The sequence below is a fragment of the Romboutsia sp. genome, from assembly GCF_051659545.1.
Taxonomy (GTDB): domain Bacteria; phylum Bacillota; class Clostridia; order Peptostreptococcales; family Peptostreptococcaceae; genus JBOFOR01.
In genome coordinates this window covers 1-25,971 of record NZ_JBOFOR010000286.1, presented here as the reverse complement: position 1 = coordinate 25,971, position 25,971 = coordinate 1, and the positions used below count along the sequence as shown (strand labels likewise).

At 30.2% G+C, this 25,971-nt stretch carries 20 protein-coding genes, 1 rRNA gene and 2 other annotated features; all 21 genes read left to right on the top strand.

Features of this window, described 5'->3' with window-relative positions:
* A 5S ribosomal RNA gene (gene rrf, locus ACRC03_RS17100) occupies window positions 1-104 on the top strand; the annotation flags it as partial.
* Between the two features lie 333 nt (window positions 105-437).
* The gene (locus ACRC03_RS17095; RefSeq protein ID WP_438653810.1) at window positions 438-3,938 is read left to right on the top strand and encodes a pyruvate carboxylase; all 3,501 of its coding nucleotides are present in this window, start codon (window positions 438-440) and stop codon (window positions 3,936-3,938) included.
* Window positions 3,939-4,533: 595 nt separating this feature from the next.
* Window positions 4,534-6,465 carry an elongation factor G gene (locus tag ACRC03_RS17090; protein ID WP_438653809.1) on the top strand — a complete coding sequence of 644 codons (1,932 nt, stop codon included), beginning with the start codon at window positions 4,534-4,536 and terminating at the stop codon, window positions 6,463-6,465.
* Between the two features lie 239 nt (window positions 6,466-6,704).
* Window positions 6,705-6,827: a hypothetical protein gene (locus ACRC03_RS17085; protein WP_438653808.1), complete on the top strand. Its 123-nt coding sequence runs from the start codon at window positions 6,705-6,707 to the stop codon at window positions 6,825-6,827.
* A gap of 57 nt (window positions 6,828-6,884) precedes the next feature.
* Entirely contained in the window at window positions 6,885-9,362 is a 2,478-nt protein-coding gene (locus ACRC03_RS17080) for an ATP-dependent Clp protease ATP-binding subunit (RefSeq protein WP_438653807.1), read from the top strand.
* A gap of 124 nt (window positions 9,363-9,486) precedes the next feature.
* The gene (gene radA, locus ACRC03_RS17075; RefSeq protein ID WP_438653806.1) at window positions 9,487-10,860 is read left to right on the top strand and encodes a DNA repair protein RadA; all 1,374 of its coding nucleotides are present in this window, start codon (window positions 9,487-9,489) and stop codon (window positions 10,858-10,860) included.
* Between the two features lie 2 nt (window positions 10,861-10,862).
* Complete coding sequence (gene disA, locus ACRC03_RS17070) at window positions 10,863-11,933, top strand: DNA integrity scanning diadenylate cyclase DisA (RefSeq protein ID WP_438653805.1); 1,071 nt, start codon at window positions 10,863-10,865, stop codon at window positions 11,931-11,933.
* Window positions 11,934-12,068: 135 nt separating this feature from the next.
* A complete protein-coding gene (locus ACRC03_RS17065) occupies window positions 12,069-13,151 on the top strand; it encodes a PIN/TRAM domain-containing protein (RefSeq protein WP_438653804.1) in 1,083 nt (360 codons plus the stop codon).
* A gap of 72 nt (window positions 13,152-13,223) precedes the next feature.
* The gene (gene ispD, locus ACRC03_RS17060; RefSeq protein WP_438653803.1) at window positions 13,224-13,907 is read left to right on the top strand and encodes a 2-C-methyl-D-erythritol 4-phosphate cytidylyltransferase; all 684 of its coding nucleotides are present in this window, start codon (window positions 13,224-13,226) and stop codon (window positions 13,905-13,907) included.
* 13 nt (window positions 13,908-13,920) lie between these two features.
* A complete protein-coding gene (ispF, locus tag ACRC03_RS17055) occupies window positions 13,921-14,406 on the top strand; it encodes a 2-C-methyl-D-erythritol 2,4-cyclodiphosphate synthase (protein ID WP_438653802.1) in 486 nt (161 codons plus the stop codon).
* 80 nt (window positions 14,407-14,486) lie between these two features.
* Window positions 14,487-14,692, top strand: a binding site (T-box leader).
* A 72-nt stretch (window positions 14,693-14,764) separates the two neighbouring features.
* A complete protein-coding gene (locus ACRC03_RS17050; protein ID WP_438653801.1) occupies window positions 14,765-16,480 on the top strand; it encodes a proline--tRNA ligase in 1,716 nt (571 codons plus the stop codon).
* A gap of 4 nt (window positions 16,481-16,484) precedes the next feature.
* Window positions 16,485-16,683: a binding site (T-box leader), on the top strand.
* Window positions 16,684-16,871: 188 nt separating this feature from the next.
* Window positions 16,872-18,317, top strand: coding sequence for a proline--tRNA ligase (gene proS, locus ACRC03_RS17045; RefSeq protein ID WP_438653800.1), 1,446 nt, complete (start codon window positions 16,872-16,874; stop codon window positions 18,315-18,317).
* 335 nt (window positions 18,318-18,652) lie between these two features.
* On the top strand, window positions 18,653-20,134 hold the full coding sequence (gltX, locus tag ACRC03_RS17040) for a glutamate--tRNA ligase (RefSeq protein ID WP_438653799.1): 1,482 nt from the start codon (window positions 18,653-18,655) through the stop codon (window positions 20,132-20,134).
* Window positions 20,135-20,317: 183 nt separating this feature from the next.
* The gene (locus ACRC03_RS17035; RefSeq protein WP_438653798.1) at window positions 20,318-20,470 is read left to right on the top strand and encodes a hypothetical protein; all 153 of its coding nucleotides are present in this window, start codon (window positions 20,318-20,320) and stop codon (window positions 20,468-20,470) included.
* A 125-nt stretch (window positions 20,471-20,595) separates the two neighbouring features.
* Entirely contained in the window at window positions 20,596-21,993 is a 1,398-nt protein-coding gene (cysS, locus tag ACRC03_RS17030; RefSeq protein ID WP_438653797.1) for a cysteine--tRNA ligase, read from the top strand.
* Between the two features lie 2 nt (window positions 21,994-21,995).
* Window positions 21,996-22,391, top strand: a complete 396-nt coding sequence (locus ACRC03_RS17025) for a Mini-ribonuclease 3 (RefSeq protein ID WP_438653796.1) — start codon at window positions 21,996-21,998, stop codon at window positions 22,389-22,391.
* A gap of 183 nt (window positions 22,392-22,574) precedes the next feature.
* Complete coding sequence (gene thyX / locus ACRC03_RS17020; RefSeq protein WP_438653795.1) at window positions 22,575-23,333, top strand: FAD-dependent thymidylate synthase; 759 nt, start codon at window positions 22,575-22,577, stop codon at window positions 23,331-23,333.
* A gap of 12 nt (window positions 23,334-23,345) precedes the next feature.
* Complete coding sequence (rlmB, locus tag ACRC03_RS17015; protein ID WP_438653794.1) at window positions 23,346-24,080, top strand: 23S rRNA (guanosine(2251)-2'-O)-methyltransferase RlmB; 735 nt, start codon at window positions 23,346-23,348, stop codon at window positions 24,078-24,080.
* A gap of 3 nt (window positions 24,081-24,083) precedes the next feature.
* On the top strand, window positions 24,084-24,611 hold the full coding sequence (locus tag ACRC03_RS17010) for an NYN domain-containing protein (protein WP_438653793.1): 528 nt from the start codon (window positions 24,084-24,086) through the stop codon (window positions 24,609-24,611).
* A 61-nt stretch (window positions 24,612-24,672) separates the two neighbouring features.
* The gene (gene sigH / locus ACRC03_RS17005; RefSeq protein ID WP_438653792.1) at window positions 24,673-25,323 is read left to right on the top strand and encodes an RNA polymerase sporulation sigma factor SigH; all 651 of its coding nucleotides are present in this window, start codon (window positions 24,673-24,675) and stop codon (window positions 25,321-25,323) included.
* A 71-nt stretch (window positions 25,324-25,394) separates the two neighbouring features.
* Window positions 25,395-25,971, top strand: a 577-nt coding sequence (locus ACRC03_RS17000) for a GTP-binding protein (protein ID WP_438650925.1), incomplete at its 3' end; no start/stop codon positions are given.

Here is a 25,971-nt window from a genome sequence, read left to right as displayed (position 1 = left end):
GCAAAGAGGATACACCTGTTCCCATTCCGAACACAGAAGTTAAGCTCTTTAGCGCTGATGGTACTTGGAGGGCAACCTCCTGGGAGAGTAAGACGTAGCCACGTAATCTTTTTTTGTGCATAAAAATAAATTATATTAATGAAAAATGTTTAGAAATTAATTTCTAGGCATTTTTTATTTTAATTAATATATAATTACACTATTTTAAAGTAGTGTAATTATATATTAATATAAATAAAATATAAGGGAATAAATTGTTAAATATGTAAAAAAACACCTAACTTAAATTAAGTTAAATTTAAATATATATTACTAAAGTTATTTACTTTGTAGTATTTATCTTATTTATTAAGAAACTTATATAAACTTATTTAAAATTAAAGTAAATTAGTTTATAATCTTAATATTATAAAAAATAAAGGGGGAAAAGGCATATTATGCTTAAAAAATTTAACAAGGTGCTAGTTGCCAATAGAGGGGAAATTGCAATAAGAATATTCAGAGCTTGTTCTGAATTAGGAATAAAGAGTGTAGGGATATATAGTAAAGAAGATAAATATGCATTATATAGAACAAAAGCTGATGAATCTTATCTAGTAGGGGAGGATAAAGGTCCAATAGATGCATACTTAGATATGGATAGTATAATCGATTTAGCAAAAAGAAAAAATATAGATGCTATTCATCCTGGATATGGATTTTTATCTGAAAATCCAGAATTTGTTCGTAAATGTGAAGAAAATGGAATAGTTTTTATAGGACCATCAGCAGATATAATGAATATGATGGGGGATAAAATAAACTCTAAAAAAATAGCTAAGGAAGTAGATGTACCTACTATACCTGGTATAGACAAACCGATGAAAGATTATAAGGCGGCTAAAGCTATTGCTGAAAAGACAGGTTACCCAATAATGCTAAAGGCATCTAATGGTGGTGGCGGAAGAGGAATGAGGGTAGTACATGATGAAGCGGATTTAGAAATAGAATATGAAACTGCATGTAGTGAATCGAAAAAAGCATTTGGAGAAGCAATTATATTTATAGAAAAATACATAGCAAATCCTAAACATATAGAAGTTCAAGTACTAGGGGATAAATATGGAAATATAGTTCACTTACATGAAAGAGATTGCTCTGTTCAAAGAAGACATCAAAAAATAATAGAATATGCTCCAGCATTTTCATTAGATAACAAAGTAAGAGAAAGAATATGCGCAGATGCGATAAAAATAGCAAAATATGTGGGATATGTTAATGCAGGAACTTTAGAATTTTTAGTGGATGATAATGGTGAGCATTACTTTATAGAAATGAATCCAAGAATTCAAGTTGAGCACACTATTACTGAGATGGTTACAGGAATTGATATAGTACAAAGTCAAATACTAATTGCTCAAGGACATAGATTAGAGGATGAAGAGATTAATATAAAATCACAAGATGATATAGAAATAAGAGGATATTCAATTCAGTGTAGGATAACTACAGAAGATCCTAAAAACAAATTTATGCCAGATACAGGTAAAATTCAAGTGTATAGAACAGGGTCAGGATTTGGTATAAGGCTAGACGGAGGAAATGGATTCACAGGAGCAAATATAAGCCCTTATTACGATAGCTTACTAGTAAAGACTATATCTTGGGATAGAACATTTACAGGAGCAATAAATAAAACAATTAGATCGATTAAAGAATTTAGAGTAAGAGGAGTAAAAACTAATATAGGATTCTTGGTAAATGTATTAAATAATCAAATATTTAAAGAAGGTAAATGTAGTACTAGATTTATAGATGAAAATCCAAACTTATTTGACATCAGAGAAAGCAAGGACAGAGGAACTAAGCTACTTCAGTTTATAGGTAATGTAGCTGTAAATGAAAATAAATGTGAAGAAAAACCTTCTTTTGATAAGTTATATACTCCAAAATTAAATAAAGATATAATCACAACTGAAGGAAGTAGAGATTTATTTAATAAATTAGGTAAAAAAGACTATATAGAATCAATAAAAAATGAAAAAAAATTACTATTAACAGACACGACTATGAGAGATGCACATCAATCATTATTAGCGACAAGACTTAGAACATATGACTTATTAAAAGTAGCTGAACCAACAAACCAATACATGAAAGATTTATTTTCATTGGAAATGTGGGGAGGAGCTACTTATGATGTTGCGTATAGATTCTTAAAAGAGTCACCGTGGATTAGATTACAAAAGTTAAGAGAACAAATACCAAATATAATGTTCCAAATGTTATTTAGAGCATCTAATGGAGTAGGATATAAAAACTATCCAGACAATGTAGTAGAAGAGCTTATTAAAGAATCTGCAAAACAAGGAATAGATGTATTTAGAATATTTGATTCTTTAAACTGGGTAGAAAATATGAAACCATCAATATCAGCAGCATTAGATACTGGAAAAATTGTAGAATCAACAATTTGCTATACTGGGGACGTGCTTGATAAAACAAAGACTAAATATAACTTAGAATATTATATAAGAATGGCTCAAGAATTAGAAAATTTAGGAGCTGATATTATATGTATAAAGGATATGGCAGGACTACTTAAGCCGTACGCAGCGTATGAACTTATAAAAGGATTAAAGGACAATGTAAAGGCTCCAATTCACTTACACACACATGATACAAGTGGAAATGGAATAGCGACATGTTTAATGGCATCACAAGCAGGAGTAGATATTGTTGATGGTGCATTAGAAACCATGGCAGGTCTTACAAGTCAGCCATCAATAAATGCTATAGTAGAAGCATTAAAGAATACGGAGCGAGATACAAATGTTGACCTATATGGGTATGGGGAAGTTGGAAACTACTATAAAGACTTAAGAAAAGTATACTCTAAGTTTGAAAGTGACTTAAATAATCCATGTGCAGAAATCTATAAATATGAAATTCCAGGCGGACAATATACAAACTTAAAACCTCAAGCAGATAGTTTAGGATTAGTTAACAAATTTGATCAAGTTAAGGAAATGTATAAAGAAGCAAATTATATATTAGGTGATATTATAAAAGTAACACCATCTTCAAAAGTAGTTGGAGACTTAGCTATATTCATGACAAAAAACAATCTTACTAAGAATAATATAATAGAAGAAGGTGAAAAATTATCTTTCCCAGATTCTGTACTTGATTATTGTAGAGGAATGATTGGTCAACCAGAAGGTGGAATACCTAAAGATATTCAAAAAATAGTATTAAAAGGAGAAACGCCTATAGATGTAAGACCAGGATTATTGATACCAAAAGAAGATTTTAACAATATAAAGCAATATCTAGATGAGAAATTCAATTTAGATGCAAATATAAGAAATATATTAAGTTATGCTTTATACCCAAATGTATATGAAGATTATGTAAATCATTTACAACTATATAATGATATATCAAAACTGGAAAGTCATGTTTACTTCTACGGATTAAACAAAGGAGAAGAATGCGAAGTTGAAATTGAAGAAGGTAAGATATTAACAATTAAGCTAGTTGATATAGGTGAGCCAAAAGAAAATGGTCATAGAACAGTTACATTTGAATTAAATGGTATGATAAGGGAAGTTGAAATAAAAGATAGAAATTTCTCTGGTAATATAAAAGATATAGTAAAAGCAGATATGAATGATCCTTTACAAATAGGAGCGAGCATACCTGGTAAAGTAGTTAAAATTTTAGTTAAACAAGATGATGAAGTAAAACAAAATCAACCACTTATAGTAATAGAAGCTATGAAAATGGAGACTATAATAGTGGCAAAAATTGATGGAGCAATAAAAGAAATAAAAGTAAATCAAGATGACATTGTAGGGGATAAGCAATTATTGATGACAATGAAAGCTTCACACATAGAAGTTGAAACAGAAATGGAATTAGATGAACAACAATTATTAGTAACAGTACAAGAATAAACCTTAAAATACTCTAGAATATATTATACATATTCTAGAGTATTCTTTGCGCTTAAGGAAATTATATTGCCTAAAAAACTGTGGATAAGTTACTGCATTTAAGCAATATCAACATACTTAGTGAAAGTAAAAAAGATTTTTAGCAACGCGCAGAGCCGTTGGCGATATGAGCGAAGCGAATTTTTTATTAAAAAAAAGGATAAGCACTACATATATAGAATTATATATAAAACAAAAATATAATTATTTCTTAGGAAATAATATGTATATTCCCGATAAGTTTTATTCATAATAATCAATTATTCTGAGTAAAATTGTAGCAAAAGATAATACTATAACTAAACAAAAATTTATCCAACAATATACAAAAAATACTTAGATTATATAGTTAGTATATAACTAACAAGTATTACATATTTTATATATATAGGATAAATTAAGGCTACAATCTAAAGCGTATCGCGGGAATGTTTAAATCATTAAAACTACTTCACCACCTGCAATTACAGAAAATAGAAACGTTACTAATATGTAATAACGTAGATTTGAATGTAATATTGAATTTTGTACAAATTTTAAAAAGGTAGGTGCTCATATGAAAATCTATGATAACAGTAGGTTAAGAAACATAGCAGTATTAGGACACAGTGGATGTGGAAAAACAAATCTAATTGAGGCAATAGCATACACTTCAAGCCTTACTAACAAAATACCTAGACCAACTGATAAAGTAAATATGACTTATAGCATGGGACTAATACCAGTTGAGTACAATGATTACAAATATAACTTACTAGATACTCCTGGATATTTTGATTTTAGTGGAGAAGTTATATCCTCACTTAGTGCCAGTGATGCAGCAATTATAGTGGTTGATGCTACAACTGATATTCAAGTAGGAACAGAAAAATCTTTAGAGCTTACAGAAAGTGTTCCTAAAATAATGTTTATAAACAAAATAGATAATGAAAAAGCAAGATACAAAGATACATTAGGTATGTTAAGGGAAAAATATGGAAATAAAGTTGTTCCAATGATAATACCTATATATAAAGATAAGCAGTTTGTAAAACTACATAATATTTTTGAAAATATGGATGGACTAGATGGAGAGTTTAAAGATGAAGCTATGAGTGTAAAAGAAGCACTAATGGAACTTATAGCAGAAACTGATGATGAGATTCTAGATAAGTATTTTAGTGGAGAAGAATTAAGTCCTGAGGATATTCAAAAAGGATTAATATCTGGAATTCAAAGAGGAGATATTATACCTGTAATATGTGGTTCCACGGTAAACAATGTAGGTACTATAGAAATATTAGAAACTGTTTCTAAGTATCTTGAACCTAAATATAGTGATGAAGCAAGTGATTTTAAAGGTATGATATTTAAAACAATAGTGGACCCATTTATAGGGAAAATGTCATATTTAAAAGTTACACAGGGAGAAGTTAGTAAAGATACAGATATATTTAATATAAATAAAGATCTAAAAGAAAAAATATCTAATTTATATACAATGAAAAACAATGAATTAATAGAAATGAATAAAGTTAAATGTGGTGATATTGCAATAGTTACAAAGGTAAACTCCTTCCAAACAGGAGATACTTTATCTTTCAAAAAAGTTGACAATACAATCAATGAATTAAGTTTCCCTAAACCACAAATATACTTTGCAATAACTCCCAAAAATAAAGGTGATGAAGAAAAAGTTGGTGCAGCATTAAACAAAATTGCAGAAGAAGATCCAACTATAAATTGGTATAGAAATTCAGAAACAAAGCAAGCTCTTATAGGAGGGCAAGGAGAATTACATATAAATACAATAAAAAATAAAATAAAAGATAAATTTGGAGTAGATGTTGAATTAGATGACCTTAAAGTAGCTTATAGAGAAACAATTAGAGGTTCATCAGATGTACAAGGAAAACATAAAAAGCAATCTGGTGGACATGGTCAATATGGAGATGTAAAAATAAAATTTGAGAGAAGTAAAAATGATTTTGAATTTGCAGAAGCGATATTTGGAGGTTCAGTTCCTAAACAATATATACCAGCAGTAGAAAAAGGATTAAAAGACTCTATGCTTAAAGGTGTATTAGCTGGATTCCCTGTTACAAATATAAAAGCTACTCTTTATGATGGTTCATATCATGATGTAGACTCTTCTGAAATGGCCTTTAAAATGGCAGCTAGTGCAGCCTTTAAGAAAGGTATAGAAGAAGCTCATCCTATCTTATTAGAGCCGATAATGAAGCTTAAAATAATAATCCCAGAAGAATATATGGGGGATGTAATGGGAGATATAAATAAGAGAAGAGGTAAAATACTTGGAATGGAACCGGATGATAAAGGAAAACAAGTAATTTATGCACAAGCTCCTCAAGCTGAAACATTTAAATATGCTATAGATTTAAGATCTATGACACAAGGGAGAGGATATTTTGAGATGGAACTAGAAAGATATGAAGAGGTTCCTCAACAAATAGCACAAAGAATAATAAGTGAAGCAAATAGCAAGTAGCTAACTTAGGCTCCAGATAATAAATCTGGAGCCTTATTAAGTTAATGTAAATATAGTTGAATAAATTTTATAAAAAACAAATTTATAGGATGGAAACATTAAAGTAAAAAAAGCATATAAATGATATTAATAATAGTCAAAGAAAGTTAAATTGAAAATAAGTGAATCAGAAGATACATACAAAAAGAAAAGGTAAGAGTAAATATGCTAAAGAATATAAATAGGAGGGTTATTTGGTAATGAGTAGTAATAGTATAGAATATAAAAATTTTAAAGTGAATATAAAAAATAAAGAAATTGAAAATATTGTATTAGTTCCAATGAAAAAGGAAATAGTCGTATTAAAATCCAATGAAAAATAGATCTATGCTTTTGTATATATAAAAGTATAGATAGGAGATAAAGAAGGAGGTTGAAGTATGTATTTTAATAGGTTTACCCCAAAAGCAAAAAAAGCCATAGATTTTAGCTTAGAAGCAGCTCAAAGTTTTGGTCATAAAGTTGTAGGTAGTGAGCATATATTACTAGGCCTAGCTAGAGAAAAAGAAGGCATAGCAGGAAAAGTTCTAGAAAAGCTAGGAGTAACAGAAAAATATATAGAAGATAGAATAATTGAGATAGAAGGCAAATTAGATACTCCTTCATTAGATATAGTACTAAGCCCAAGAAGTAAACAAATATTAGAATTATCTGGAATGTTTGCAAATAAATTAAGAACGAATTATATAGGAACAGAGCATATATTACTTGCAATTGTTCAAGAGGGAGAAGGCATAGGAATTAAGATATTAAATTATGCTGGAATAGACGAAAAAACTATAGTTCAATTAATAATAGACATGATAGGCTTAGAAGATTACACAGTATCACAGGAAAATGAAGTTGATAACAAAAGCAAATCGCAATCTCAAACACAGTCTAAAGAACAAGGGTCAAAAGTTTTAGATAAATATGGAAGAAATTTAACTCAATATGCTAAGCAAAATAAAATAGATCCTGTAATAGGTAGAGAGAAAGAAATCGAAAGGGTAATACAGATATTAAGTAGAAGAACTAAAAACAATCCAGTATTAATAGGAGATCCGGGCGTAGGTAAAACATCTGTAGCAGAAGGATTAGCATTAAATATATCAGAAGGTAATATACCAGAAAGTCTAGCCAATAAAACTATTTATACTTTAGATATGGGAGCAATGTTAGCTGGTGCAAAATATAGAGGTGAATTTGAAGAAAGAATAAAGCAAGTAATAGATGAAGTAATGAAAAATGGAAAAATAATTTTATTTATAGATGAACTGCATACTATAATAGGAGCGGGATCAACGGGAGAGAGTACTATAGATGCTTCTAATATATTAAAGCCAGTTTTATCTAGAGGTGATATACAAATTATAGGAGCAACAACTATAGATGAATATAGAAAACATGTAGAAAAAGATCCAGCTTTAGAAAGAAGATTCCAACCAGTTATGATAACAGAGCCAACTAAGGAAGATACAATAAAAATACTAGAGGGATTAAGAGAAAGGTATGAATTACATCATAAAGTAAAAATAACGGATCAAGCTATAAAAGCAGCAGTTGAACTATCAGTTAGATATATTACAGATAGATATTTACCAGATAAAGCGATAGACTTAATTGATGAGGCAGCTTCTAGGGTTAAACTTAAAAAAGTAATACCGTCTTCAGAAATGAAAATGCTAGAAGGAGAAGTTCAGCAAACTGAAAAAGAAAAACAAGAAGTAGGTATTTATAAAGATTTTGAAAAGTCAAATAAGGTAAAAGGCGATAAGTTAGAATTGAAGAAACAATTAGAAGAAGTAAAAATGGAGTGGAATAAATCTACTAATTATACACAAGAAGTTGATAAAGAGGCTATAGCAGAAGTTGTAGAACTTTGGACGGGAGTTCCTGTAAATAAAATAGTTGAAGAAGAAGCTGATAGATTATTGAAGTTAGAGGAAATACTACATGATAGAGTGATAGGTCAAGATCAAGCTGTAAAATCTATTGCTAGGGCAATAAGAAGATCTAGAGCAGGACTAAAAGATCCAAACAGACCAATAGGATCATTTTTATTTCTAGGGCCAACAGGAGTAGGAAAAACAGAATTATCTAAAGCTTTAGCAGAAGTTCAATTTGGAGATGAAAACCAAATAATTAGAATAGATATGTCAGAGTATATGGAAAAACATGCTGTTTCTAGAATGATAGGTTCTCCGCCAGGATATGTAGGATACAATGAAGGTGGTCAATTAACTGAAAAGGTAAGAAGGAATCCATATTCAGTAGTATTATTTGATGAAATCGAAAAAGCACATTCAGATGTATTCAATATATTGTTACAAATATTGGATGATGGAAGATTAACGGACTCTAAAGGTAGAACAATAGACTTCAAAAATACTATAATAATAATGACTTCTAATGTTGGTGCTACAACTATAGGTAAGGAAAAAATATTAGGATTTAGTGTTAACAAAAATCAAGTGGAACAAGAAAAAAATAAGTACGAAAAAATGAAAGAAAATATTATGGGCGAATTAAAACAAAAATTTAGACCAGAATTTTTAAATAGAATTGACGATATAATAGTGTTTCACTCATTAACAGAAGCTCATATAGGTCAAATTGTAAGACTAATGACTCGTGAAGTTATACAAAGAGTAAAAGCAATGGATATAAACCTAGAAATGAGTGAAGAAGCCATAAAACTAATATCTAAATCAGGATTTGATTTAGAATATGGAGCAAGACCATTAAAAAGAGCTATCCAAAAAGAATTGGAAGATCAATTATCAGAAGCTATATTAAAGGGATATGTAAAAAAAGGAAACACAGTTATAACAGAAATTGAAAATAATAAAATAGTGTTTAAATGTAAGTCAGTATAATAGATAAAAGGGGGGAAGAAATAAAAATCTTCCTCTTATTTGCTTTAAATATACATTAACTTTACATAATATACTACACATATGTTAAAATTATATATACATATAGAAATAAGGGTGATTTAAAATGGCAAAAATAAAAACTAAGTATGTATGCCAGGAATGTGGCTATGAAACATCAAAATGGTTAGGAAGATGTCCAGAATGTACTAAATGGAATACATTTGTAGAAGAAATTGATCAAAAAAGCACTAAAAAAGAAGTATTTATTGTAGATAAATCATCCTCTAAACCAGTTAGTATAAATTCTATACAAACAAAGGGAGAAGAACGATTTTCTACAAATATAAATGAACTAGATAGAGTTCTTGGTGGAGGTATTGTAAGGGGATCTCTAGTACTTGTAGGAGGAGATCCTGGAATAGGAAAATCTACATTATTAATACAAGTATCTAGTAAGGTAGCTGATTCAGGAAAAAAAGTATTGTATATATCTGGAGAAGAATCAGAATCACAAATAAAAATGAGAGCTAAAAGATTAGGAATAAACTCCGATAATTTATATATATTCGCAGAAAATAACTTAAGCATAATAGAATCTCAATTAGAAAGTATAAGTCCCGAACTTATAATATTAGACTCTATTCAAACTGTATATAGCCCAGAAATAGCATCAGCTCCGGGAACGGTTAGCCAAATAAAAGAGGGAACCTCAAAATTTATGAAAATTTCCAAAAAAATGGGTATATCAACCTTTATAGTTGGACATGTAACAAAAGAAGGATCTCTAGCAGGTCCTAAACTATTGGAGCATATGGTTGATACAGTTTTATATTTTGAAGGAGAAAGATATAATACCTATAGATTAGTTAGAGCTGTAAAAAATAGATTTGGGTCTACTAATGAACTTGGGGTATTTGAAATGAGGGATTTAGGTTTAGTGGAACTTGAGAACCCATCAAAAATACTTATATCAGAAAAACCTAAAGATGTAGCAGGTTCAGTTATAATTTCTACTGTAGAAGGTACGAGACCTATGTTACTAGAGATGCAAGCTTTAGTATCTCCAACAAGTTATGGTATAGCTAAAAGAACAGCAACAGGTGTTGACTATAATAGAGTAGCCATGTTGTTAGCAGTACTAGAAAAGAGAGTAGGACTTCAAATACAGAATCAAGACGTATATATAAATATCGTTGGAGGAATAAAGATAAATGAACCATCAATAGATTTAGGAATAATAATTGCTGTTGCGTCTAGCTTTAGAAATATACCTGTAGATGAAACCATTGCAGTAACCGGAGAAGTTGGATTAACCGGGGAAGTTAGAGCTGTTAGTTTCATAGAAAAAAGAATTGCAGAATGTAAAAAACTTGGTTTTAAAAAATTAGTTGTACCAAGAAATAATTATGAGGTTGTAAAGGATACAAAAGGCATCGAAATTTGGCCAGTTGATAATTTAAGACAAGCTATAAATATAGTGCTAGGGGGTAATAAATAGAAATGGAGGATTTCTTAAGTAACAAAGATCTAACACAAATATTAAAAATGATATCTCCCGGTACTCCATTAAGAAAAGGTATAGACAATGTGTTAAAAGCAAAAACAGGAGGACTTGTAGTACTAGCGACTAATGAGGAAATAATGAAAGTAGTAGATGGTGGATTTTGTATAAATGCAGATTACTCACCTTCTTATGTATATGAATTAGCAAAAATGGATGGAGCAATTGTTCTAAGTGGAGACATAAAAAGAATACTTTTTGCTAATGCTCAACTTATACCAGACCATTCAATACCAACGTCGGAAACTGGTACTAGACATAGGACAGCAGAGAGAGTAGCCAAACAAACGGGAGCTATAGTAATAGCAATTTCTCAAAGAAGAAATGTAATAACAGTTTATAGAGGCGAAAAAAAATATGTTTTAGAAGAGATATCAAAAATATTCACAAAAGCTAATCAGGCTCTACAAACTTTAGAAAAGTACAAAGCAGTATTAGATCAAGCTATAATTAACTTAAATGCATTAGAGTTTAATGACTTAGTAACTATCTATGATGTAGCTGTAGTAATTCAAAAAATGGAAATGGTTATGAGGATTACTAACATCATTGAAAAATATGTAATAGAGTTAGGAGAAGAAGGAACTCTAGTTAGAATGCAGCTAGAAGAATTAATGGGAACAACTAAAATTGATCAAAAATTAATTTTTAAAGATTACAAGAGACAAAATGTAGATATAGAAGAATTTAAGAAAAAAATTAAAGGTTTATCTTCAGATGAATTAATTGATTTGCCTAATATGGCTAAATTACTAGGATATAGCGGATTTTCAGAAAATCTTGATATGGAAATAAGACCTAGAGGATATAGAATACTTAATAAGATACATAGGTTGCCATCTGCTATAATAGAGAACTTAGTAAATTATTTTGATAATTTCCAGGAAATATTAAGAGCATCCATTGAAGATTTAGATGATGTAGAAGGTATAGGTGAAATTAGGGCTACATACATAAAGAATGGACTTATAAAAATGAAACAACTAGTATTACTAGATAGAAATATATAATTATGGACTAATACAAATTATTTAAATATATTAGTATATGTGAAATGTAAATGAATTTTACTACTTAGTGCTTGAATATATTGGGTATAATGAATTATAATAAAAAATATTAACACATAATCAGGGGGTGAAAATTTGCTAAAGAAAGTAATAAGAATAATAGTTAGTTTACTAGGATTTACTCTAGGATTCACAACATATTTATCATTAACAAATGCATTTCCTAAGTTTTCATTTGGAATAGATGAAAAAGGAATGGCAGTAGGAGCAATAGTAGGGCTAGTAGTAGGACTTATATTCTATTTAATAGGTCCTTGGGCTATAAATAAATTTAAAGAAATTGCAAAAATAATGGATAAGGAAATATCCAAATATCCTCAAACGGATATATTATTAGGTTCAATAGGACTTATAGTAGGTTTTGTAATAGCTTATTTAGTAAGTGGATTAATAAATTCAATACCTATAGTAGGAGGATTATTATCTTTCCTTACATATGGATTCATGGGATATCTTTTTATAAGAATAGCGCTTAAAAGTAAGGATGATTTATTTAACTTAAATAAATTAGGTAGGCTATCTACTTCCATGAAAGAAAAAACTACAAAAAAAGAAATTAAGAGTATCCCACCCAAAATATTAGATACAAGTGTAATAATCGATGGTAGAATTGCAGATATATGTAAGACTGGATTTATCGAAGGAAAACTTATAATACCAAAATTTGTATTAGATGAGTTGCAACATATAGCAGATTCATCGGATGATTTAAAAAGAGTTAGAGGTAGAAGAGGTTTAGACATCTTAAATATAATTCAAAAAGAATTAGAGATAGAAGTTGAAATAAATGAAACTAAGTTTAATGATATACCTGAAGTGGATAGTAAACTTCTAAAATTAGCACAAGTTTTAAATGGTAAGGTAGTTACAAATGACTATAATTTAAATAAGGTAGCTCAATTCCAAGGTGTAGAAGTATTAAATATAAATGAACTTGCAAATGCTATTAAGCCGGTAGCAATACCAGGAGAAGAGATGATTGTTCAAGTAGTAAAAGAAGGAAAAGAACAAAGTCAAGGTATTGCATATCTAGATGATGGTACAATGATAGTTGTAGATGGAGGTAAAAAACACATGGGTGAAACTATAAGGGTATTGGTTACATCTGTATTACAAACTCCAGCAGGTAGAATGATATTTGGTAAACCTAAAAATTAATTAATATATAAAAGTCTTCGTTTACGAAGACTTTTTATGTATTAATTATTATAAATATAAGTAGGAGGAAGAATGAACGGAGTAGTTATAGTAGCGGCAGGTAGTGGAAGCCGAATGAAGATGAATATAAATAAACAATTCATAAAACTTAATAATAAAGAAATTATAGCTTATACTATTGAAAAATTTTATAAACATAAAAATATACAAGAGATAGTTGTTGTACTAAAAGAAGACGAAATAAATTTTTTTAAAAATGAAATACTAAATAAGTATGGGTTTAACAATGTAAAAATAGCTTTTGGAGGCAATGAAAGGCAAGATTCTGTTTATAATGGATTGAAATTACTAGGTAGTGATTGCGATATTGTATTAATACATGATGGTGCAAGACCTTTTGTAACAAAAAAAATAATAGATAAAAGCATAGAAGAAGCTAAAAAGCATAAAGCAATTGTTGTGGGCGTTCCAGTAAAAGACACGATAAAAGTTATAAATGGAGAAAATGAAATTATAGATACTCCAGAAAGAAGTAAATTGTGGGCAGTTCAAACTCCACAAACTTTTGAATATAATATGTTGATAAAAGCTTATGAAAATGCCTTTAATGATGGTTTTTATGGAACCGATGATGCAATGTTAGTAGAAAGAATTGGATATAAAGTGAAAATGTTAGAAGGGTCATATAATAACATAAAGATAACAACTCCAGAAGATGTAAACATAGGAGTACAAATACTAAAAACTGAAGATTAACATGGAGGCAATTATGAGAGTTGGATTAGGATATGATGTACATAAACTGGTTGAAGGAAGAAAATTAATAATAGGTGGAGTAGATGTTCCACATGAAAAAGGATTATTAGGACATTCAGATGCAGATGTGTTAGTACATGCAGTTATGGATTCTATTTTAGGAGCCTTGGCATTAGGAGATATAGGGAAACATTTCCCGGACAATGATGAAAAATTTAAAGGTGCAGATAGTATAAAATTATTAGAATTCGTATATAATTTAATAAAGGATAAGGGATACGCTATAGGTAATATAGATTGTACAATTATAGCACAAAGTCCGAAGATGGCGCCTTACATTGACGCTATGAGAAATAATATAGCTAAAACACTAAACACAAATTTAGAAAACATAAATGTAAAAGCAACTACAGAAGAAGGTTTAGGATTTACAGGTGCAAAAGAAGGTATAGCAGCACAAAGTATATGTTTATTAGTTAAAGTTGACAACCAAGATTAAATAATATATCATTATTAATAAGTTAGAAATATAAAAAAATGTAACTTAATTAACATAAATACATATACTAAAGAAAAGATAAAATAGCTATTATGAAGAAGTAGTAAAAGGTGAAATCTTCACAGAGAGGAAACATTGCTGAGAGTTTCCATGAGGAAATCTTTGAACCAATCTTCTAGCTTAAAGACGGTAACAAGTCTTTACGGTAGGGACCGTTACATCCCCTAAAGAGAGCCTTAGGGCTAACTAGAGTGGTACCGCGGAAATATAACCTTTCGTCTCTATACATTGTATAGAGATGGAAGGTTTTTTTAATTCAAATAATTAATCAAAAGAAAAGAATAGGAGAAGAAGTACTATGAAAATGTCAAAAATGTTTATGCCAACATTAAGAGAAATACCAGCAGATGCTGAGATAACAAGCCATCAATTAATGCTTAGAGCAGGGATGATAAAGAAAATGGCTTCAGGGGTATACAATCAATTACCTATGGGGCTTAGAGTATTCAATAAGGTTCAACAAATAATAAGAGAAGAACTAGAGAAAAAAGGATGCCAAGAAATACTTTGTTCAGGTATAATACCAGCAGAACTTTGGAAAGAGTCTGGTAGATGGGATGTAATGGGAGCTGAAATGTTCAGATTAAAAGACAGAGGCGAAAGAGATTACTGTCTTGGACCAACTCATGAAGAAGTATTTACAGATATAATAAGACAAGAGGTTACTTCTTATAAGCAACTTCCACTAAACTTATATCAAATACAAGTTAAGTATAGAGATGAAAGAAGACCAAGATTTGGAGTTATGAGAACTAAAACTTTCACAATGAAAGATGGTTATAGCTTCGATATAGATCAAGAAGGATTAGATAAGTCATACCAAGATATGTTTGAAGCATATACGAATATATTTGCAAGATGCCAATTAGAGAACAGCCCAGTGCAAGCAGATTCAGGAGCTATAGGTGGTTCTGTATCAGCTGAATTCATGGTTAAGTCAGAAGTTGGAGAAGATGAAATAGTATTCTGTAGTGGATGTGACTATGCAGCTAATATGGAAAAAGCCGAGTCAGTTGATACTACATTACCAAAAGAAGAAATGGGAGAATTAAACCCAGTTCATACTCCAGGGGTTCACACTATAGGAGAATTAGAAGAGTTCTTTGGATGTAGTGCTGAAAGATTTGCTAAGACATTAATATATGAAGCAGATGGAAAGACAGTAGTAGTTTTAGTAAGAGGAGACAGAGAAGTTAACGAAACTAAGGTTGCCAATGCAATAGGAGGAGCTATAGAGTTCGAACTTGCAAGAGAAGAAGTTGTAAGAGAATTAACTAATGCAGAGGTAGGATTTGCTGGACCAATAGGAATAAAAGCAGATTATATATTCATAGATAGAGAAGTAGCAGAACAAAGTAATGTAGGAGTAGGTGGAAATAAAACTGATTACCATATACAAAATGTAAACTTTGGAAGAGACTTTGATGGTGTAGTAGGAGACTTCAGAAATGTTGTTGTAGGAGATAAGTGTACTAAGTGTGGAGGAGATTTAGAAATAGCTAGAGGAGTAGAAGTTGGTCATATATTCAAGCTAGGAACTAAGTACTCAGAAGCTATGGGATGTACATTTATAGATAACGATGGTAAGTCTAAGCCAGTGGTAATGGGATGTTATGGTATAGGTGTAGAAAGAACAGCTGCAGCTATAATAGAGCAACACCATGATGAAAATGGTATAGTATGGCCTTTAGCAGTTGCACCATACCAAGTAGTAATAGTACCAGTTAATATTAAAAAAGAAGAACATACTAAAGCTGCTGAGAATATATATAGAGAACTACAAGAGATGGGTGTAGAAGTATTATTAGATGATAGAGATGAAAGAGTTGGAGTTAAGTTTAAGGATAATGAATTAATAGGTATACCAATGAGAATTACTGTAGGGAAAGATATTACTGAAGGTAAAGTAGAATTCAAGTTAAGAAATGAAGCAGAGAAAGAATTAATAGGCTTAGAAGAAATTAAAGCTAGAATAGAAGCTGAATTTGTGAAAAACAACGTAAAGTTAGGATAATATAGAATAGGCTATGATGAAGAAATAGTAAAGGGTGGAAACTTTACAGAGAGGAAACATAGGTGAGAGTTTCTAAGTGGAAGCCTTTGAACCAATCTTTTAGCTTAAAAACTATTATGTTTTTACGGGTAAGAGCGTTATATCTTTTAAGGTGAGCCTTAGGGCTAATTAGAGTGGTACCGCGGAAAAACTCCGTCTCTAAATATTTAGAGATGGAGTTTTTTTGTACAAAAATTTAAGAATTACTAACAAAATTATAAAGTTTATAAATCAAAAATTAGCTTCGATTGAGTGACCTGTCGGCGAAACACTTCATATCGCCAACGGCTATGTTCGTTGCTAAAAAGGGAATTTGAATAATGATTTTAATTAAATTTGAGGAGGAATAGCTATGAGTAAAAATGAAAAGCAATTCGTTGAGGAAATAACACCAATGGAGGTTGATTTTCCACAGTGGTATACAGATGTTATTTTAAAAACTGATTTAGTTGATTATGCACCAGTAAAAGGATTTATGGTTGTAAAGCCTTATGGATATGCAATATGGGAAAATATACAGCAATTTCTTGATAAAAGATTTAAAGAGACGGGGCATAAGAACTGTTACTTCCCATTACTAATACCAGAAAGCTTATTAACAAAGGAAGCAGAACATATAGAAGGCTTCGCACCAGAAGTTGCATGGGTAACTCATGGAGGAAATAAAAAATTAGAAGAAAGACTTTGTATAAGACCTACTTCAGAAACAATCATATGTAATATGTATGCAAAATGGTTAAAATCATATAGAGATCTTCCATATCTTTATAATCAATGGTGCTCAGTAGTTAGATGGGAAAAATCTACTAGACCATTCTTAAGAACTTGTGAATTTTTATGGCAAGAAGGACATACGTTACATGAGACATCTGAGGAAGCTCAAGATGAAACGATACAAATGTTAAATATATACCAAGAATTATGTGAAGAATTACTTGCTATGCCAGTAATATCAGGACAAAAAAGTGAAAGTGAAAAATTTGCTGGAGGAGAGCGAACTTATACTATAGAAGCATTAATGCATGATGGTAAAGCTCTACAATCTGGAACTAGTCATTTCTTAGGACAGCACTTTACAAAAGCTTTTGATATTACTTTTGCAGATAGAAACAGTAAACTAGCACATCCATATCATACATCATGGGGAGTAACTACTAGACTTATAGGTGGTATCATAATGACTCATGGTGATAATAGAGGATTAATACTGCCTCCGAGAGTAGCTCCAACTCAAGTGGTTATAATACCTATTGCAGCTAAGAAGGGTAATGTAATGGAAAAGGTTGATGAACTATTTGAATCACTAAAAGCTAAAGGAATAAGAGTAGAAGTAGATGATAGAGATAACTACTCTACCGGATGGAAGCTTAATGAGTGGGAAATGAAGGGTGTTCCTGTAAGAATAGAAATAGGACCAAAAGATATAGAAAATAATCAAGCAACAATATTTAGAAGAGATTTATTAGAAAAGAATGCTATGTCATTAGAAAATATAGAAGAAGGTATAGTAGATTTATTAGAAAATATACATGATACTATGTTAGAAAAAGCTAGAGAGCATAGAGAAAAGCACACTTATCAAGTTGATAATATGGATGAATTTAAAAGGGCTATAACAGAAACACCAGGTTTTGTAAAAGCTATGTGGTGTGGAGATGCTGAATGTGAGGCAAAGGTTAAGGAAGATACAGGAGCAACTATAAGATGTATGCCTTTTGAACAAGAAAATTTAGGTGATAAATGTTTCTGTTGTGGAAAAGAAGCAAAACATATGGTGTATATAGCTAAAGCATATTAAAAATAAGTTTACAAACAAGTGTCTACTAAAACATCTATTTTAGTAGACACTTGTTGCGTTTTAAATTTTAGTATAATTGAAATAAGAATGTTTATAAATTTAGACTGATTTTATTAAGTATGTTATTGTATAAAAGTATAAATATTAATATGAAGGATATAAATATATACTATACAAAGTAATTAACAAAAAAGCTGTTAACAACCATGAATATGTGGATAATTTTTAATAGAAATCATAGAAGTTTTCCACAGAGTAAAAAATAAGCTTGCAAAGTAATGTAGTATTTTAATATTATAAATATATTGAGTAAAAATAATTAGGAGGTAATTAAGATGAATGTAAGAGTAAGATTTGCTCCAAGTCCAACTGGATTTGTCCACATAGGTAGTTTAAGAACAGCTTTATACAACTACTTATTCGCAAAAAAAATGGGTGGAGAATACATATTAAGAGTAGAAGATACAGACCAAACAAGATTAGTAGAAGGTGCAATAGAAAACATGCTAACTGCTATGGAGTGGGGTGGAGTTAACCACAGTGAAGGTGTTGTATTAGATGAAAATGGAAACATAACTCAAAAAGGTGAATATGGTCCATACATACAGTCTCAAAGATTAGACATATACAAAGAGTATATAAAACAGTTATTAGATAATGGACAAGCATACTACTGTTTCTGTACTAAAGAAAGACTTGACATCGTTAGAGAAAAGCAAAAAGAAGCAGGAGAAACTCCAAGATATGATGGTCACTGTAGAGATCTTACGAAGGAAGAAGTAGAAGCTAAAATAGCTGCAGGAGAGCCACATGTTATAAGACTAAGATTACCAGAAAACCATGTTATAAAGTTTACTGACTTAGTTAGAGGAGAAACTGAATTCAATACTAATGATTTAGACGATCAAGTATTAATAAAGACTGATGGATTCCCAACATATCATTTTGCAGTTGTAGTTGATGACTACTTAATGAAAATAACTCATGTAATAAGAGGAGAAGAGTGGGTTTCTTCAACTCCAAAACATGTTTACTTATATGAAGCATTTGGATGGGAAGCTCCAACATTTGTACATTTACCAAACATACTTAACAAAGAAAAGAAAAAGTTAAGTAAAAGACAGGGAGATGTAGCTGTTGAAGACTTCAAGAAAAAAGGATATTTACCAGAAGGATTAATCAACTATGTTGCATTAGTTGGATGGTCGCCAGAAGACAATCAAGAGATATTCACTATGGAAGAATTAGAAAAAGCATTCTCTGTAGAGAGAGTTTCTAAGAGTGGTGGAGTATTTGATACTGAAAAATTAAATTGGGTAAACCAACATTATATAAAAGATGCTGACGATGCTTATTTAACTGATTTAGCAATACCGTTCTTAATTGAAGCTGGATTTATAACAGAAGAAGAAAGCGTGTCTAGGTATGATTTCTTAAAAGGAATGGTTTCAGTTCTTAAAGAAAAATTACAATATGTAAAAGAAATAATAGAGCATGCAAGTATATTCTTCAATAATGACATTGAATTAGAAACAGAAGAATGTAGAGAGTTTTTAAGCTTAGAGCATATTCCAACACTAATAGATGCGTTACAAGTTAAAGTAGAGAATGCAGAAGTGGTAGATGAAGCTTTTGTAAAGGCAATGTTTAAAGAAGTACAAAAAGAGTACGGAATAAAAGGTAAAAACTTATTCATGGGTTCTAGAATAATATTAACAGGGCAAATGCATGGTCCAGATTTACCAAAAACTATGGAAGTATTAGGTAAAGAAAATTGTTTAAAAAGAATATTATATGTAAAAAATAATATCTTATAGTTAAAAAAGTCCGCCAATTAAAAGGCGGGCTTTTTTTTATGATTAAGCGAAGTGAATTTTTATGTAGTTATTTGATGAAAAGATTTATGGTAGAAATCGAAGGAATTCTTAATAAGAAATATAATATAGTAAAGTGCTTACAAAGTAATTTATATTAAGTCGGTTTTAATATTAGGGGGGAATATGAGTAATATTATAGAGGATGTAAATAAAGAGCTAAAGGAACTTTGTAGTGATTACTTAAATATATTACAACATTTAAAAAAAGAAGGTATTATTAATCAAGACACTTTTGAAGCATGTGCAGATAAAAAACTTTTATTTTTAGAAGAATGACCAAATTGTATTATAAATGCAAATGTAGGGGTATAATAGTAATACTATCAATTATGTATATTTTAAATTATAATATATTGTATAATATTTATGGCAAGATATAACTATGCAGTGAGGTGATGAGTATGAAATTATATAATACGTTAACTAGGAAGAAAGAAGAATTTGTTCCGATAGAAGATGGAAAGGTGAAAATGTATGTATGTGGTCCAACTGTATATAACTACATTCATATAGGTAATGCTAGACCATTTATAATATTTGACACTTTAAGAAGGTATTTAGAATATAGAGGGTACGATGTAACTTATGTTCAGAACTTTACAGATGTTGATGACAAAATAATCAAAAGAGGTCATGAAGAAAACATAGAGCCAGAAGAAGTTGCAAACAAATACATAGAAGAATACTTTGTAGATGCTGATGGACTAGGTATAAAGAGAGCTAATGTTCATCCTAAAGTTACAGATAACATAGAACAAATAATAAAATTTGTAAAAGACCTAGAAGATAAAGGATATGCTTATGAAGTAAATGGAGATGTTTACTTTGATACTAAGAAATTCGAAGGATATGGAAAGCTTTCTAAACAAAATCAAGATGACTTAGAAGCTGGATCAAGAATAGAAGTAAATGATCAAAAAAGACATCCTATGGATTTTGTTCTTTGGAAATCAAAAAAAGAAGGAGAACCAGGGTGGAGCAGTCCGTGGGGAGAAGGTAGACCAGGATGGCATATAGAATGTTCAGTTATGTCTAATAGATACTTAGGTGAAACTATAGATATACATGCTGGAGGTCAAGACTTAGCTTTCCCACACCACGAAAATGAAATAGCACAAAGTGAAGCAAGAAGCGGAAAGACATTCTCTAATTACTGGGTTCACAATGGATATATAAATATAAACAATGAAAAAATGAGTAAATCAAAAGGTAATTTCTTTACAGTAAGAGATATATCTAAAGAATACGATTTAGAAATAGTTAGATTCTTTATGTTATCAGCTCATTACAGAAATCCAGTAAACTTTAGTGATGAAATGTTAAATCAAGCTAAGGCTGGACTTGAAAGACTTTATAATACTAAAGATAAATTAGAATTTACAATAAGTAATTTAGTAGAGTCAAGTACAACTGAAGATGAAAAAAATCTAATATCAGAGTTAAATTTATATAGAACTAAGTTTATAGATGCTATGGAAGATGATGTAAATACAGCAGATGCAGTAAGTGTAATATTTGAATTAGCTAAATTTATAAACTCAAATGTAGATGAAAAATCTTCTTTAGAATTCGCGAAGAAATGCTTAGAAGAATTTAATGAATTAACGAGCGTATTAAATATAGTAAACAAAAAGCAAGATGATATGTTAGATGAAGAAATAGAAAATTTAATACAAAAAAGAGTTGAAGCTAAGAAGAATAAAGATTTTAAATTATCAGATGATATAAGACAACAATTATTAGACAAAGGAATAATCTTAGAAGATACTAGACAAGGTACTAAGTGGAAAAGAGCATAACTATGAATAGAACAGAATTAATTACAATGTCTCCATTAGTGTTAGCATATATAGGTGATACTGTATATGAAACACATGTAAGAGAGTATTTAATAAGGCAAAATATAAATAAAAAAGTTAATGAGCTTCACAAAACTGCTATAAAGTACGTTAAGGCTAAAGCTCAAGCTACAATAATGCATGAGATAGAAGAAAAATTAACAGAAGAAGAAGTAAGAATTTATAAAAGAGGAAGAAATCAAAAATCAAATACATCTCCTAAAAATGCAGATATAATAGACTACAAGCATGCAACGGGATTTGAAGCATTAATAGGATATTTATACCTAGGTAAAGAAAGTGAAAGACTAGATTATATAATAAACGAAGGTATAAAAATTGTAGAAAAAAACATGTAATCTAAAAAGTATTGTCTTATGACAATACTTTTTTAAGCTTTAGTAAATTATATAAGTTCAAAATATTAAATAACAAATGAAGTCATAGAGTACATAATCGAAAATTTAGAATATGTGTATATTTTTGTATAAAAACTAATGTATAATAATATCTATACGTTATTTAAAGGGAGGATACTAGAGATGAAAGTAAAAATAATAGCTCATACACCACAACCAGAGAAAGTTATATCAATGGCAGCGAAATTATGTTATTCGCCAGTTGGAGTAGAACAAATTGAGGAAAACTTGACAGATGAACAAATAGATAAGTTTTTAAATATGCTAATTAACATAGGACATGAAAGTCCACTAGAGCATGTATCATTTACATTTGCAGTGGAAGGAATATCTAGAGCTTGTTCGCACCAAATAGTTAGACATCGTATAGCGAGTTTTTCACAACAAAGTCAAAGGTATGTTAAATTAGAACAATTTGAGTACATAATCCCAGAAGAAATCAATGAAATTGAAGAAGCTAAAAAAGTATTTATAGATGCAATGGAGAAAGACCAAGAAGCGTATGATAAATTAGTAGAGATATTATTTGAAAAACATTATAATAATTTAATAAAATATGGAAAAAATGAAAAAGAAGCAAAAAGAGATGCTGAAAAGAAAGCAATAGAAGATGCAAGATATGTATTCCCAAATGCTTGTGAAACAAAAATGGTATTTACTATGAATACAAGAAGTTTATACAATTTTTTACATCATAGATGCTGTGAAAGAGCACAATGGGAAATTAGAGCACTATCAACAGAGATGTTAAGACAGTTAAAACAAGTAGCTCCAATATTATTTAAAAACAGTGGACCAAACTGTGTAAAAGGAGCTTGTCCTGAAGGCAATATGACTTGTGGAAATATTGCTTCGGTAAGAGAAAATTTTAAGAATTTGTAGGCGGTGGAAAAATTGGCAATTATAGAAGGAAGAAATCCTGTAATAGAAGCAATAAAGAACGACAGAGAAATAGATAAAATAATGGTAGCAAACTCAGCTAAAGAAGGTTCTATAAAGAAAATAATAGGAATGGCTAAAGATAAAAACATAATAGTTCAATATGTTGATAAGCACAAATTAGATGAAATAAGTACGAGTCACTCTCACCAAGGAGTAATGGCACAAGTAAGTGAACATAAATACTTTGAATTAGATGAGTTAATAGAAAGTGTAAAAGAAAAAGGAGAAGAGCCTTTCTTCATAATATTAGATGAAATAACAGATCCCCATAACTTAGGGTCAATAATAAGAACAGCAGATGCAGTAGGTGCTCATGGTGTAATAATACCGAAAAGAAGATCAGTACATATAACTCCAGTAGTAGTAAAAGCTTCAGCTGGCGCAGTGGAATATGTACCAGTTTGCAAAGTAACCAATATAGTAAATACAATAAAAAAACTAAAAGAAGAAGGATTATGGATTGCAGCTGCAGATATGGATGGACAAAATTTCTATGAACAAAACCTTACAGGTGCTATAGGATTAGTAATCGGTAGTGAAGGATTTGGAATATCTAGATTAGTAAAAGAAAATTGTGACTTTACGGTAAAGATGCCAATGGCAGGGAATGTAACATCATTAAATGCATCTGTAGCAGGTGGCATTCTTCTTTACGAAATATTCAAACAAAGAACTGGTAAAAAGTAACAAATGAGAACGAATGTAAAAAGCTATTTAATTGTAGACGGTTACAATATAATAAATGCATGGTATGAGCTAAAGGAAATAGCTAAAACGGACTTAGAAAATGCAAGAGAAAAATTAATAGACACTATAATGGAGTATGCAGAGTTTACAGGAAGAAAAGCTATAATAGTTTTTGATGCATATAATGTTAAAAATTGTAAAGAAAAAATAGAAGAAAGAAATAATATAACTGTAATTTATACAAAAGAACATCAAACAGCAGATAGTTATATTGAAAAATTTATAAGTACTTTATCTAGGTATGATGACGTAAAAGTAGCTACTAATGACTATGCAGAACAGCAAATTGTCCTTGGGAAAGGGGCTGCCAGAATATCTTCTAGAGAATTGAAGTTAGATTTAGACAGTGCTAAAGCGAAAATGAGTGAAAATAAGAGTAGTATGCAAAAAAAAATTCAGAGAAATTGGTTAGAAGATAGGTTAGACAAAGAAACATTGTCGAAACTTGAGAACATTCGTAGAAAGCATTGAAACTACTGATTTTTTTAGACTATAATATAGCTATGAAACTGTTTTATGGGGGAGATTTTACATGTTGGTGGCTAATGAGAAAATACAGGAAGAGTTAGTTGATAACTCTCAACAAGATGAGTACGATATAGTATTAAAAGCTAGTAAAGGGGATAAAATAGCATTAGAATACATCATAAAAAAATATAGAAATTTTGTAAAGGCAAAAGCAAAGTCGTATTTTTTGGTAGGAGCAGATAAAGAAGATATAATTCAAGAAGGTATGATAGGTTTATATAAAGCAGTTAGGGATTTTGATGGTAATAAAACTAATTCTTTTAAATGTTTTGCTGAAATATGCATAACAAGACAAATAATAACTGCAATAAAAACGGCTACAAGACAAAAACATATACCTTTAAATTCGTATGTATCTTTAAATAAACCTATATATGATGAAGAATCAGATAGAACGCTTTTAGATATAATTGCAACTAGCATAGTTACAGATCCAGAGGAACTTATAATTAGCAAAGAAGAGCTAAAACGTATAGAATCTAAGATGAATGAATTACTAAGTGATTTGGAATTAGAGGTAGTAGAGTTGTACTTAAATGGTAAGTCATATCAATATATAGCGGATAGGCTTCAAAGAGATGTAAAATCAATAGATAATGCTCTTCAAAGAGTAAAGAGAAAATTGGAAAAACATCTTGAAAACAGAAATGATTAATAGTAAAATACTTACCATAAGCTTATTATAAGCGTACTAATTTATAAATATAATCAAGGAGGTATTTCAAAATGGCTAAAGCTAAATTTGAAAGAAATAAACCACACGTTAATATAGGAACGATAGGGCATGTTGACCACGGTAAAACTACATTAACTGCTGCAATAACAAAAACATTATTCGACAGATACCAATTAGGAGAAGCAGTAGACTTCGCTAACATAGATAAAGCTCCTGAAGAAAGAGAAAGAGGAATCACTATCTCTACAGCTCACGTTGAATATGAAACTCCAAACAGACATTACGCTCACGTTGACTGTCCAGGACATGCTGACTACGTTAAGAATATGATAACAGGTGCTGCTCAAATGGATGGTGCTATATTAGTTTGTTCAGCAACAGATGGACCAATGCCTCAAACAAGAGAGCATATATTATTATCTAGACAGGTTGGGGTACCATACATAGTAGTATTCTTAAACAAATGTGATGTAGTAGATGATGAAGAATTATTAGAGTTAGTTGAAATGGAAGTAAGAGACTTATTAAATATGTACGAATTCCCTGGCGATGACACTCCAATAATCCAAGGATCTGCTTTAATGGCATTACAAGATACTTCTTCAGTATGGGGAGATAAAATAATAG